Origin of the sequence: Acinetobacter sp. UNC436CL71CviS28 (genome assembly GCF_000620525.1) — a bacterium.
Lineage (GTDB): Bacteria > Pseudomonadota > Gammaproteobacteria > Pseudomonadales > Moraxellaceae > Acinetobacter > Acinetobacter radioresistens.
The window spans coordinates 15,133-28,807 of sequence record NZ_JIBB01000011.1 but is presented as its reverse complement, the minus strand read 5'-3'; the positions used below and the strand labels follow the sequence as shown (position 1 = coordinate 28,807).

General features: G+C 42.2%; 10 protein-coding genes. 6 read left to right on the top strand and 4 right to left on the bottom strand.

Annotation, left to right across the window (positions count from 1 at the left end):
* Positions 1-60: 60 nt before the first annotated feature.
* From dnaE to N518_RS0105680, 5 genes are all read left to right on the top strand, one after another.
* Positions 61-3,627: a DNA polymerase III subunit alpha gene (dnaE, locus tag N518_RS0105700; protein WP_026444048.1), complete on the top strand. Its 3,567-nt coding sequence runs from the start codon at positions 61-63 to the stop codon at positions 3,625-3,627.
* 19 nt (positions 3,628-3,646) lie between these two features.
* Complete coding sequence (locus N518_RS0105695; protein ID WP_026444047.1) at positions 3,647-4,489, top strand: RNA methyltransferase; 843 nt, start codon at positions 3,647-3,649, stop codon at positions 4,487-4,489.
* Positions 4,482-5,300 (top strand): serine O-acetyltransferase, encoded by an 819-nt coding sequence (gene cysE / locus N518_RS0105690; RefSeq protein ID WP_005026406.1) that lies wholly within the window; start codon positions 4,482-4,484, stop codon positions 5,298-5,300. Before N518_RS0105695 ends, cysE begins: the two co-directional genes overlap by 8 nt.
* A 109-nt stretch (positions 5,301-5,409) precedes the next feature.
* Positions 5,410-6,384, top strand: a complete 975-nt coding sequence (locus tag N518_RS0105685) for an ABUW_2363 family tetratricopeptide repeat lipoprotein (protein ID WP_017400626.1) — start codon at positions 5,410-5,412, stop codon at positions 6,382-6,384.
* A gap of 120 nt (positions 6,385-6,504) precedes the next feature.
* Positions 6,505-8,538 (top strand): esterase/lipase family protein, encoded by a 2,034-nt coding sequence (locus N518_RS0105680; RefSeq protein ID WP_034431553.1) that lies wholly within the window; start codon positions 6,505-6,507, stop codon positions 8,536-8,538.
* Positions 8,539-8,594: 56 nt separating this feature from the next.
* Here the strand turns inward: N518_RS0105680 and N518_RS0105675 are convergent, their stop codons facing one another.
* Positions 8,595-9,398 (bottom strand): thioesterase family protein, encoded by an 804-nt coding sequence (locus N518_RS0105675; RefSeq protein WP_005026413.1) that lies wholly within the window; start codon positions 9,396-9,398, stop codon positions 8,595-8,597.
* A 357-nt stretch (positions 9,399-9,755) separates the two neighbouring features.
* Positions 9,756-10,235, bottom strand: a complete 480-nt coding sequence (gene def / locus N518_RS0105670) for a peptide deformylase (protein ID WP_005026415.1) — start codon at positions 10,233-10,235, stop codon at positions 9,756-9,758.
* A 139-nt stretch (positions 10,236-10,374) separates the two neighbouring features.
* Between def and N518_RS0105665 the strand changes: the two genes are divergently transcribed.
* Positions 10,375-10,578 (top strand): hypothetical protein, encoded by a 204-nt coding sequence (locus tag N518_RS0105665; protein WP_005026418.1) that lies wholly within the window; start codon positions 10,375-10,377, stop codon positions 10,576-10,578.
* Between the two features lie 101 nt (positions 10,579-10,679).
* Here the strand turns inward: N518_RS0105665 and N518_RS0105660 are convergent, their stop codons facing one another.
* Together N518_RS0105660 and N518_RS0105655 are read right to left on the bottom strand one after the other, a co-directional pair.
* Entirely contained in the window at positions 10,680-11,876 is a 1,197-nt protein-coding gene (locus tag N518_RS0105660; protein WP_017400628.1) for a hypothetical protein, read from the bottom strand.
* A 155-nt stretch (positions 11,877-12,031) separates the two neighbouring features.
* Positions 12,032-13,672 carry a thiamine pyrophosphate-binding protein gene (locus N518_RS0105655; protein WP_017400629.1) on the bottom strand — a complete coding sequence of 547 codons (1,641 nt, stop codon included), beginning with the start codon at positions 13,670-13,672 and terminating at the stop codon, positions 12,032-12,034.
* Between the last annotated feature and the right edge of the window lie 3 nt (positions 13,673-13,675).

The following is a 13,675-nucleotide window of genomic DNA, read 5'->3' as shown; positions in this document are numbered from 1 at the left end:
AGCTATGCCGTTCACAAGAGCATGTTAAAATACAGGGCAGTTTAGGCAGGGTTGTTTTCTATGCAGTTTGTTCATCTTGGTATTCATACAGAGTTCTCGATTACAGAATCAATCGTACGTGTGCCTGATCTGGTTAAAGCTGCTCAAAAAGATGAAATGCCTGCTTTGGCACTGACTGATCTGTCTAACCTGCACGCAGCGGTCAAATTTTACGGAAAATGTTTGGGTAAAGGTATCAAGCCTATTTTAGGCTCAGAAATCCGCCTGAATGATGCTGAACATCGTATGACCTTATTGGCAATGACCAATACAGGCTGGCGAAACCTGACAGAACTGGTATCTGAAGGTTATATCCGCGGTCAACAGCTAGATATTCCCTGTGTACAAAAAGAATGGATACTGGACCAGAACCAGGATTTGATTGCCCTGCTCGGAATGAATTCTGATGTCGGTAAAATGCTGATTACCTCTAATCCTCAAAAAGCTGAACCTTTGCTGGAAGAATGGATCGCCAAATTTGGAAATCGGGTTTATTTAGCCCTAACCCGCACTAATCGTCCGGACGAAGATGACTTTATTATAGAAGCGGTGAAACTGGCCCAGAAGTATAATATTGGTGTAGTGGCACACAATGATGTGCACTTCATGACCCGAGACGACTTCGAAGCGCATGAGGCCCGGGTCTGTATTGCTGATGGTTATGTCCTTGGTGATAATCGCCGTCCGAAAACCTATTCGCCCGAACAGTATTTTAAGTCTTCTGAAGAGATGACCGAGCTGTTCTCGGATATTCCGTCAGCCATTGAGAATACTTATCATATTGCTAAACGTTGTAACGTAACCTTGCAACTGGGTAAGTACTTCCTGCCGGATTATCCGATTCCAGAGGGTTATACTATTGATACCTTCTTTGCGCATTTGTCCAAAGAAGGCCTCGAAGAGCGGTTAAATTTCCTTTATCCACCTGAGGAGCGTGATGAATACTGGCCGGAAATACGTAAGCCTTATGATGAACGTATCGAATACGAGATTAATATTATTAACTCGATGGGGTTTCCGGGCTACTTCCTGATTGTAATGGACTTCATTCAATGGTCAAAGAATAATGGCGTACCGGTAGGCCCTGGCCGTGGTTCAGGTGCAGGTTCTCTGGTTGCTTATAGTTTAAAAATTACTGATCTTGATCCGCTGCGCTATGAACTACTGTTTGAACGTTTCTTAAATCCGGAACGTGTTTCGATGCCTGACTTCGATGTCGATTTCTGTATCGCTGGCCGTGACCGTGTAATTGATTATGTAGCACGTACTTATGGTCGTGATGCCGTCTCCCAGATTGCTACTTTTGGTACTATGGCGGCCAAAGGAGCGATTCGTGATGTGGCCCGGGTTCTAGGTAAATCTTATGGACTGGCAGATCGTATTTCCAAACTGATTCCAACTAAACCCTTGGGCTTAAGTCTGGAAGAATCCTTGCAAGCTGAACCTCAGCTTAAGGATATTGTTACCAACCCATCCAACCCGGATTATGATGATGCTTCAGAGATCTGGGAAATGGCGCTAAAACTGGAAGGTATTACCCGTAATACCGGTAAACATGCCGGTGGTGTAGTTATTTCACCAACCAAGATTACCGATTTTTCTGCGGTCATGTGTGATGCTGATGGTACGGCGCGCGTAGCGCAGTTCGATAAGGATGACGTAGAAGCAGCAGGTCTGGTAAAGTTTGACTTTCTGGGTTTGCGTAACCTGACCGTGATTGAAGACGCAGTCAAGAATATCAATAAACGTATTAAAAGCGATAAACCTTTAGATATTGCTGCTATTCCACTTGAAGATAAAGACGCTTATCTGGTCTTTGCCAATGCCAATACCACCGCGGTATTCCAGTTTGAATCTGTGGGCATGAAAAAGATGCTCAAAGAAGCACGTCCAAGCAAATTTGAAGAAATTATTGCTTTCGTATCTTTATATCGTCCAGGACCGATGGATCTGATCCCTGACTTTATTCATCGTATGCATGGTGGTGAGTTTGAATATCTGCATCCTCTGCTTGAAGGCGTACTAGAGCCGACTTACGGGATTATGGTGTATCAGGAACAGGTCATGCAGGCGGCACAGTACTGTGCGGGTTATACGCTTGGTGGTGCGGATTTGCTGCGCCGGGCAATGGGTAAGAAAAAACCTGAGGAAATGGTTAAGCAGCGTAAAATCTTCATTGAAGGTGCTGCAAAAAAAGATATTGATGAAGCTACAGCCAACCATATTTTTGATTATATGGAAAAATTTGCCGGCTATGGTTTTAATAAATCGCATGCAGCTGCCTATGCATTAGTAGCCTACCAGACGGCATGGTTAAAAGCGCACTATCCAGCTGAATTTCTGGCAGCGGTAATGTCATCGGAAATGCAGAATACCGATAACGTGGTATTTTTGATTGATGACTGCCGAAAAAACAATCTGGAAGTTTTGCCACCTTCGGTCAATATGTCAATTTACCAGTTCCATGCAATTGATGAAAAAACTATTGTATATGGTCTTGGTGCGATTAAAGGCGTTGGTGAGGCTGCAATGCAGTCAGTGATTGATTCGCGTAACCAGCAAGGACCGTATAAAGATCTATTCGATTTCTGCCACCGCATTGATCTGAAGAAAATCAATAAACGTACTTTAGAAGCACTGATTCGTGCCGGTGCATTGGATTGTCTAGGTATTGAACGTGCCGACCTGATGGCACAGCTTCCAGAGGCAGTACAAGCAGCAGATCAGGCCCGTCAAAACCGTGAAACCGGGATTATGGATCTTTTCGGTGAAGTTGAAGAAATTCAGCGTAAACCAGCTAAACCTGTAAAACCCTGGAGTGACGAGGTTCGTCTCAAAGGCGAAAAAGACACTTTAGGCCTTTACCTGACCGGGCACCCTATTAATGTCTACCGGCCAGAACTCAAGTCTTTTGTTCCAAGTCGGCTGAATGAACTGACACCTACCCGTCGTGGCGTGACCACTGTATTCGCTGGTCTGGTAATCGATGTCGCCAATTTTCCAAACCGCGTCATGATCACTCTGGATGATGGTACAGCGCGTGTGGAAGTCAGCTGTAACCATGAGCGTTTCCAACGATTTAAAGATATTATCCAGCCTGAAAAAGTCGTAGTCATTGAGGGAGAAATTTATGAGCGCGAAGGTTATGAACGCCCGATGGCGCGTCTCAGCAAGGCTTTTAGCTTAAATGAAATCCGTCAGAAGCGAGCAAACAGCATCAAGATACAGCTGAGTGATGATCTGCTAGGCCCGGCATTGGGTCCGGAGTTGCAAAAAATACTTGCACCTTACTGTAATATAGATATGTACCAGCATATTCCGGTACAGCTATTTATAGAGCAGCCCTATGCTACAGCAGAGCTACATTTGGGTCCAAGCTGGAAAGTTGCCCCACTTGATGAGTTGCTGGCAAAATTGCGTGATTATTTTGGCAAGGAAGCTCTGCATATCGAATACCAGGTCAAATCCAAAGCTGCGCGGGTAGTAGAGCCCGTGCGCCCGGTACATACAGCTTCCCCCGCTTCAAATGATATAAGCATGGATGAAGCTTTAGAACTTTATCAGGCTGAAGTCAGCCAGTATTCTTGATACAAAAATTGGATATCCTATGAGCAGTTTTGATAATGCTTTAATCTCAGAGCATTTATCCCATGTCCGAATTGTAATGGTCAATACCACACTTCCGGCTAATATTGGCAGTGCTCTGCGTGCCATGAAAACAATGGGTCTTTGCCGACTGGTTCTAGTCGCTCCAAAAACTTATCCACATCCGGATATTGATGCGCTGGCAGCAGGTGCACAGGATCTTATTGAACAGGTCCAGATTGTCGAAACACTGGAAGAGGCCATTCAGAACTGTCATGTGGTATTTGGTACCAGTGCCCGCAGTCGGACCATCCCATGGCCACTGTTAGATGCCCGCCCGGCAGCACAAACCTCTATGCAGGCAGTTGTCAGTAAACAGCAGGAAATTGCGGTAGTATTTGGCCGTGAAGACCGTGGCCTGACCAATGAAGAGCTGGCACTGGCCAATTATCATGTCACTATTCCAGTCAATACAGATTATGGCGTACTTAATGTCGCTCAGGCAATTCAAGTAATCTGCTATGAAATGCGTATGGCTACACTGGAGCTGATGGATACTCCACCTCAAGAAACCAATCAAATGCCGGTAGCTGGCAAGTCTATGATGGACTGGGATGAGCCGTTGGTTACACATGAGCAAATGGAGCAGTTTTATCCCCATCTAGAAAAAATGCTTGAAGAGATTGAATTTTTAGATCCCAACAATAAACGCCTGTTACCTTTACGCTTGCGTCGCTTATTCGGACGTATACAATTAGATCGTATGGAATATCATTTATTGCGTGGCATTTTTAGTCGGGTGCAGGCCTTGAACAATGGCACATGGAAAAAGTCGAACAGCCAAAAGGAGCAGCCAGATGCTTAAGCAGCTTAAAGAAGATATTAAGGCCGTATTTGCCCGTGATCCCGCTGCCCGTAACACATTGGAAGTATTAACGACCTATCCAGGTATTCATGCATTAATTATGCATCGGGTAGCCCATGAACTGTGGAAGAAAGACTGCAAGGGTACAGCCCGGCTTTTATCTTCATTCAGCCGCTTTGCCACTGGTATAGAAATTCATCCGGGTGCAAAGATTGGCCGACGCTTTTTTATTGATCATGGTATGGGTGTAGTGATCGGTGAAACAGCAGAGATTGGAGACGATGTTACTCTTTATCATGGCGTTACTTTAGGCGGCACTACCTGGAATAAAGGCAAACGTCATCCTACACTTGAAGATGGCGTAGTAGTCGGTGCAGGTGCTAAAATTCTTGGACCATTTACTGTGGGGAAAAATGCCAAAGTAGGCTCGAATACAGTAGTTACAAAGGCTATACCTGCAGGGGTTACAGCGGTAGGCGGACCGGCACGTTACATTTTTAAAGATAAAGAAGCTCAGGATAACGAACAGGAAGCGCGTCGTCGTTCTTATGCAGAACGTATAGGTTTCCAGCCTTATGCCGCCACACAGGAACAGGCCGATCCTATTCTTGAAGGTATGCGTGTATTGCTGGACCGTATTGAATATAACGAGAAACGCATGAACACCTTATGTCAGCGTTTATCGCTACTTGACCCGACATTTAAGCGTTCAGCACAAAATGAACAGCACCCATTTAGTGAAGAAGAGTTAAAGATTATTGAAGAAGTGCGCCGTGAATGCGAAGCACAAAGTACCCAGACCAAAGCTTGAGCTAAATTAAAACATATACTCACAAGCTGGACATTGCATGTTTGCATAGGATTTTTTAGACTGGCAAACGTGCTTCTCTTATGTAGATAACAATTAACGGAAGAATTATATGACTTTTAAGCCACTGGCCTGTGCATTGATTGCTACTTCATTTCTTACTGCATGTTCAACCGGACCAGTAAAACAGAAAGTAAACAATGAACCGGTCGTCTTTACTGAACCTGAAATTTCTCCACCATTTTATGCACTAAACCCGTTTGATTATAATGCTCCGCCTCCATTTGAAGTTGCGCTAAAAGCAGCCGCAGCACAGCCAGTTACCAAGCTTCAGGTCACAGACCCAACCACTGGCCAGACTACGACCCTTGAAACCAATAAACTTATTGTTCCAATTATCAACAGTAATCAGCGCGCCATGAAATTTGCTGTACTGGCTGGTGAAAATGAAATTGATATTACTGAAATTGATGACTTTCTACAGCTGGTAGAAGGTAAGGCACGCCATTATCCACCACGCTTTACCGAACGTCAGGAACGTCGTGGTTTTGAAAATAAACTTAAAGAGGTTAGTCAACGACTCGATACACTGGCAGCTAATCCAAATGCTTCATTCGATGTATTAATTCGTGCTTTCAAAGCAAGTGTAATGGCACGCAATCTGGACCTGGGTAAAAACTATACGACTCAGTCACTAGTTTATGCACAGCGTATTTTACGTATTAATCAAGATGATCCAGAAGCCAATTTCTGGTTTGGCTTTGCCCTGTCTGAAGGTGGCGGTCAGCGTGAAGCGATTCCATATCTGGATAAAGCAATGAAATTTGGCGTACAGGAAGCTTATCTTTCAGCAGCTAATAACTATATTGCAATGGAACAGAAAAAGAATGCGACCACAACTCTAAAAAATTATAAAGTAAAATATTCGCAAGAAGCCGAAGTTGCTGACCGTTTGATTGAAGAAATTGACAAGCGGGGCCGCTGGAATGTCTGGCAGATATTAAATATAAATGTTCCTGCCACTCCATCTGCACCTGTAGCTACAGCAGCTCCAGGTACTGCCACTCCTGCACAACCTGCCTCATAACTCTCACACATTTTGCACAATTTAGGCTGCTTCGGCAGCCTATTTTTATAGGGTTTGAATTGAAAACAGCCAGAATTCACGTATGATTTAATCGAGATTATCTTGTTGATTCTTCAGCCCATGTTTAGAAATAAAATAAATAGAATCTGGCTATTATCTACCCTATCCGTTGTGCTGCTCAGCGGTTGCCAGGTGGTCAGTGTTAAACAGCAAGCATTGAATATCAGTATCGCAAATGAACGCGATAGCATTTTAACCCGTGACCGGATGAGTGAGGCCAGTCTGAACGTATTGTCCATGACGGGACGTGAAGCTGAGGCCTGTACTGAGAAGCCGGATGAGTGTATTAAAGAACTCGAGCAGATTCCACAGATCATGGATGAGCAGATGCTTTCCGCTGCTAGTGAGATATATCTGGCAAAGTCGCTTGAACTTTCTGGAGGAGCCGAATGCACAGCACCAAAGAGTAAAGGTGACTCAACTAAAGCTATGGAGAAGCGAAAATTACAGGAACAGAATTATAATCAGTGTCTGGATCAACAGCTGAATCTTCTGGACAAAAGCATCCGTTATAGCTATGCCTATCTGTTTAAAACAGAACGCCATCCTGAAGACCGGATTTTTGATAACCGTCAGGTACAGATTCGTGATTTTTATAACCAGGCGCTAGCAAAGCTGGTTACAACTTATAGTTTACGCCATCCTAGTAAAACGGTTTCACCCCAAATTAAGGTGGGTAAAAGTATCTACACTATTAATGTAGATCAATACCCACAGCTTAAAAACCAGCCATTAGAACAATTGCTTTCAAGTTATAACCTTAACTTCTCAGGGCTACGCTCAATTAACCGTCGTGACGGTTTTGGCTCTGAGTTTGTTGTAGTATTACCACAGGAAGAGCGTAAGGAAGTAGATAAATATATCCTTGACCCAATGAACTTTTCTTATGAAAATGGCGTAAATCCGAATATTCATAAGGCTCGCTATCTAGCAGTAACTATTACAGCTCAGCCAAAGACAGAGAGCAGTATAGAAGAAATATTAAACAGTCCGCACTTTCAGTTAAATGTATATGATCCTTACAGTACCAAGAAAGTTAAAGTAGGAGGTGAAAATTATCCACTTGCGGCCAACTTTTCTGCACCTTACGGTTTGTGGCTGGCTCAGAATAATCTGGGTATTGCGGCTTATCTTACCCTGCTTGACCGGCGGCAAGATTTAACTATGCCGCATTTATACATGCTTGAGCCCTATAACCCGGACAAAAAAGTAATCGTATTGGTCCATGGACTGGCCAGCAGTCCAGAGGCTTGGATTGCAGTAACTAACGACATTATGGGTGATAATGTATTACGTGAACACTATCAGGTATGGCAAGTTTTCTACTCTACCAATATGCCAATCATTGAAAGTCGTTTTCAGATCTATGCCTTGCTACAGCAAGCTTTCAAGAATCTTGACCCAAATGCTCCCTCTGCTAAAGATGCAGTTCTGATTGGTCATAGTATGGGAGGTATTATTAGCCGCTTATTGGTAAGTCAGGCTGACCTTTCAGAAACAGCACTTCAGAAAATGAACTCTTACCAGCTGGTACAGTATCGAAATGAGCCCATGATTCGCGAGCGTCTACGCCTGCAACCTATCAATAATTTTACTCGCGCTGTATTTCTGGCAACTCCTCATAAAGGAACTAGATATGCTGATCGTTGGTTTACCTTGGCAGCACGTAAAATTATCCGCATACCAGGTACTTTCGTAAATGCAATTGGCGAATCTCTACGAAATGATGACTTGAGTATTAAGGATATCTTACAGCAGGTTGATCGCTCACTAATTCAGAATGGACCAAGCAATTTAAGCTATAAATCTAAATTTATTGACTTGACTGAAGATGTGATGCCTGTTGATGGTCTGGTATATCATTCAATTCTTGGAAATAATACAGACAGTCAAGATCCAAATGTGATTACAGATGGTGTAGTTACCTATCAAAGTGCTCACCTAGAAGGCGCGGCCTCTGAAAAAATCTTTAAAGGTGGCCATTCTATTCAAATGACGCCAGAAACTATTCTTGAACTGCGCCATATTCTAAGACAGCATTTAACTGAACTGGGTCTTTACCATCCTGATGAAATAAAAATTGAGTCACCCTAAATATAAACTTATAAAAAATGGGCTCTTAAAGGCCCATTTTTTTGCTCTACTGAATTTCAAGCTTTCATTTTTCTTAAGGTAAGTATCTGTTCGCTGCGTCCAAAAGGCCCTTGGGTATCGTGTAATACAGCGCTAGTTAAACCGATACCATCTTCTCCATACTGTTGTACAGCTTCTATGCCCAGCCATTTTCCTTGTGGAATACGGTATAAATGCAGCTGCAAGTCCAGGTTTGGAAAACCCCATTCAAAATTGCCTTCCTGACGTGGCACTATTCCATTCGCTGTATCAACCATCCCGAGTAAACGAACAAAATCAGTAGTAGATTTATCGTTAACCATATCAAGTTCATTTTTTAGCCAGACCGTACCTTTACCTGCCCGGTGGTTTTCATCGGTACGTGCCTCGATACTTTCAATATAACCACCTGGCCAGCGCTTCATACCATCCCAAACGGGTAGCGATTCAGGATGTGTGACAGATTGATCTTCAATTCCTGCCACTTTTGAAGAGTCAGCTTTCAGCATACGCCAAGCACGCGCCACAATACAGGTCTTCCCTCCAGCTTGCATTTCTGCTTCGATCAGCTCAATCGTTTTTCCAGGACGAATGACGCGAGAAGTAATTGAAAAATCACCAAAATGGATGAGTCCAAAAATATCCAGGCTAATTCGACCGATACGCATATCATCACGTGGCATAAACTGTTCCAGTTCAGCACACATAATTCCGGTTGCAGGCGCCATATGCTGTTCATGCGGATTCCATGCACCTTGCGCATGCCGATTAGAGCTATAGAATGTTGTAACCGTACCATCCTGATTCTGTTTACGCTCAAGTAACTGATAATAAGCTGACATAAATTTCCTTATCCATTTTTAGTTTATCTTGCCCACATGTTTTCTGGGTATTTTAGGCTTGGTAAAGTAAGTAGCTGTATTGATAAAACATACATAGTTTTAGTTCACTAATATTCATAATAAACATAACTGCTTGAAAAGTGTTAGGCAAAAAACTGCACTTTTACTGTATTTTATGACTCAGGAGTTCTAAAAATTAGAATCAATATTTTTACGTGAACCTACCCATTTCAAAAAATTGTAGACGTAAATATTTATAAAAACAGATTTTTATACTTAGGCTATTTTAAAAATTTATTTCTATATAATTAATTTTATATTTATAAATATAGAATTCTAAGATGAACCATTGGATTACTATAACCGCTCGACAAATAAAATTCCGTTCAGATGATCAATCTCATGTTGTATGATCCGGGCGGGGAAACCTTTATATATTGTTTCTACTGGTTCACCCTCTAAAGTTAAATAACGCAGCTTAACTGTCTCAGCCCGCTCTACAGTACCCCGCACATCCGGTACACTCAGGCAGCCTTCCTCTCCCATACAAGTTTCTCTGGAAAATTCTAATATTTCCGGGTTCACCATCACTACTGCCTCCATTTCCGGTGCATCGGAATAACGTAGATTAGAGCGTGATGCTACAATAATAATACGTTTAGAGATATAGACCTGTGGTGCTGCAATTCCTACTCCATTTTGCTCAAGCATAGTCGTGTGCATAGCTTGAGCAAGCTGCCTTAGCCATTCAGTGTTAAATTCATTTTCTGAAACTTCTGCAGCTTTTAAAGTTAAAACTTTTTCACCACGCTGGGCTACTGGCAAGCTGATACTCATCCCTCATCCCTCTTTCTCCCTGCGATTAATAGACATTTATATTTTGATTTACAATAAATTAAAAATGACGGAAGCAGCTACATTCCCTCTTCAATTTCTCGTATTATAAAATAAATATAGAATATTATCGGTTAAGTTTATGACCGCTACACAACTGTTGCTTGGAGTGCTCTTTAGCTCTATTGGTTTAGGCTATTTCTTATATGGCAGGAAACAGAGTATGACTGTTCCCTTAGTCTGCGGCCTGATATTGATCATTTTTCCCTATTTTGTAGAGAATCTTTTCCTGTTGGGCGGTATTGGTTTAGTGCTTGCCGTTTTACCTTATTTCCTGCGTTATTAATTTTTAAATATAATAGAGTTCTTGACAGATTCATCTATTTTTAAGCCATTAATAAAATTAAAGGCCATTTTTTAAGCTTGGCCTTTAATCCTTTTAGTAGTTTAAAAAGTAAATCCAAGATTTAAATTAATACGGTATAGCCATTTATCACTATTTGGTGAAGTTGCAGAGGTATAGCCTGTTGAGTTAGTTGAACCACCAATAATATTGGAGTTTTTACCCCACGTATAATCTGCCCAAACCATAAATGGTGATGCAATAAACATCATTCCTGTTGTATTCATTTGTGAATCGGACCAGTCATTACGAGCTTTATCTAAATAGCTATAATCGTTATAAAAACGAATAGCTTTTAATTTCCCAAAATCTTTAACCGGCAATGTGTAGGCCAGATTTAAACTCGTAACTGTACCTTCAGAGGCTATAAAGTATGCCGGCGTTAAACCGTTTGCCCCCATCAAAGTCATATCACTATTTACACCATCCGGATTTTTAGCATCGTACTGATAGTGAATGACCGAACTTTGTAAGTTAAAGCGCTTATAGTTGTTTTCAGTATGCAAACCGACTGCATAATATTTGCCGTCTTTATCGGTAATATTATTATGTAATTGTGCAATTGCACCCGATATACCAAACTCCTGTTTACCAAAATCAGTTTCTAACTTGCGAACAATGCGAGTATTAACCTGATGACGTTTTTCATTTTGATAGGCTTTTTGAGATGGAAATGCATTCCCTGCCAAGTCATCATAAGTTGCACTCTCAGGTGAATAACGCAAGTTCGTTTCTAACATTTGCGGGTAATAACCGAGTTTTACATCCCAATCTTTGTCGTGATAATTCCAGTTAATCCCCGGTGCAATATTGTTGCCATAACCTAAAAAAAATGGAATGTGGTAAGTCCAGCCATTTTGCGGATAGGGATAAATCGTAAAAGGTTTATAAACCAGACCCGCTTCAATGCTGTTATTGACATCTAGGTTATAACCAACATATGCCTTTTCAATTGATGTTTTTTCCTGATCCTGAATGATATAACTCGCGTTTAGATATGCATCATCAAAAGTACCTTTTAAATCAATTCTAAAAATATCAAAATCAAGTTTACCTATTCCACGGTTAGGGCTATCCCAACTCTCATAGCGCTGATTTAAACGAACCAATCCACCTAACTTTAATGAGTCGGTGCCGTCAGCACTTTTCCATTCAAGCAATGAATCTTTTGCAAATACATTTACACTTATCCCCAGCGTAAGCGGTGCAATGAATGCCATGATTAATGAAGTCTTTTTCATCTCTACATCCTTGATTGAGTTCCAGCGTCCTGCTGGAACTTTATTTGCTTTACCTGTAAAACTTCGTTTTTATTGTTTTTTAGACAAAAAAATTTATCTAAAAAAAGGATGGCTTAGCAGCTCCCATAGCATATGTACTAAACCATCCAAACTGGTTAATACAGTTTCTTTTGCGGTGGACCCGCAAAGTTTAATGGTCCAATCGAGTTCATATCGAGCTCAATCACGGTTGGCCCTTCAAAAGCAACAGCTTCTTGAATAACCGTTTTAAACTCATCTGCACTACCGACTTTCCAGCTTTTCACACCCATTGATTCGCCAAGGAGTTTGTAGTCAGGTGTGTGCAATTCATTGAAATACTGGCGGCCACCAAAGTAGTTATTTTGAATGCCACGCATTACGCCATAACCACCGTCATTCATAATCATTAAGACCATGTTGGTATTTTCTTGCACCATGGTTGCGATTTCACCAATACCCAGCATTAAGCCGCCATCGCCGACTAAACCAATTACTTTTTTGTCAGGGTTAGCAACCGAAGCACCAATTGCTGTTGCAAGACCTAAACCAATTGCACCCGCAAGTGAGTGGATGTTTTGGTTTGGTGCCTGTACAGGAAATAAACGACTGCCCCATGTACTGCCCGACATGGTGATGTCACGTACAAAAATACCGTCTTGAGGTAAAGCTGCACGTAAGTAGTCACAAATTAAAGCGTACTGATCGATTTGCTTGTGTAGTGCATCAATTGCAGCCTGTTTAGCCGCGACTACAGCAGCATCGTAATCGGCATCAATTTTTGAAGTTCCTTGAAGCTGCTCTAACACACGTGTTAGGACATCTTTCGCATCGCCACAAATGAAGTTGCGGATTTTGTAATTACGTTGCTGAGCCACCGGGTTGGCATCTACCTGAATAATGTTTTCAGGGAATTCAACCGAATAAGTTTTAGTTTCATTACTACGTAAACGAGAACCCACCACAACCATCAGGTCAGCATCTTTTAATAATTGCTCCACACCTGCCGAGTTATGGAAAGCACCTAAACTACGTGGATGATCATCTGGCAATACCCCACGACCATGTGTAGACGACACAACTGGAATACCTAAATCTGCAATTGCTTTCACTTCAGCAACGCTATTTAAAGTTCCACCACCAATCCAGAAAATTGGACGTTTTGCTTTTTTGATTTCACTGACAAGAAGATCAATTTCTGCTTGCTCTGCCTGTGGTAACTCAAGTGCTTTGACTGCCCCTAAGTTAAGTGGCAAATCAATTTCTGCTGCCTGCACATCAATCGGCAGCTCAACACTTACCGGTCCCATTGGAACTGTAGTTGCGACACGGATGGCTTCACGAATCACACCAACGGCATTGTCTGGACTGGTAATACGGAACGCCGCTTTGCTTGATGCACGTAAGAATGTAAGTTGGTCTTTAGTTTCATGAATGAAGCTTGCATCACGGTCGAGATATTCACGCTCAACTTGACCTGTTAAATGCAATACAGGACTACCTGCATTCATTGCTTCAATGAGTGAACCCACTGCATTACCTGCGCCAGCACCCGTACTGGTTAACGCTACACCTAGGCCTTTAAAGCGTGAGTGTGCATCTGCCATAGTAACCGCACCCGCTTCACCACGGGCTGCGACAAAGCGCATTTTTTCACGGCGCCCTACTGCATCGGCAATGGGTAAATTGTGGATGGAGATAACACCATAAATACTATCAACTTGGTGCGCTTCTAATACTCTTGCGATTGCTTCGCCTACATTTACACGTTCAGTCATGTC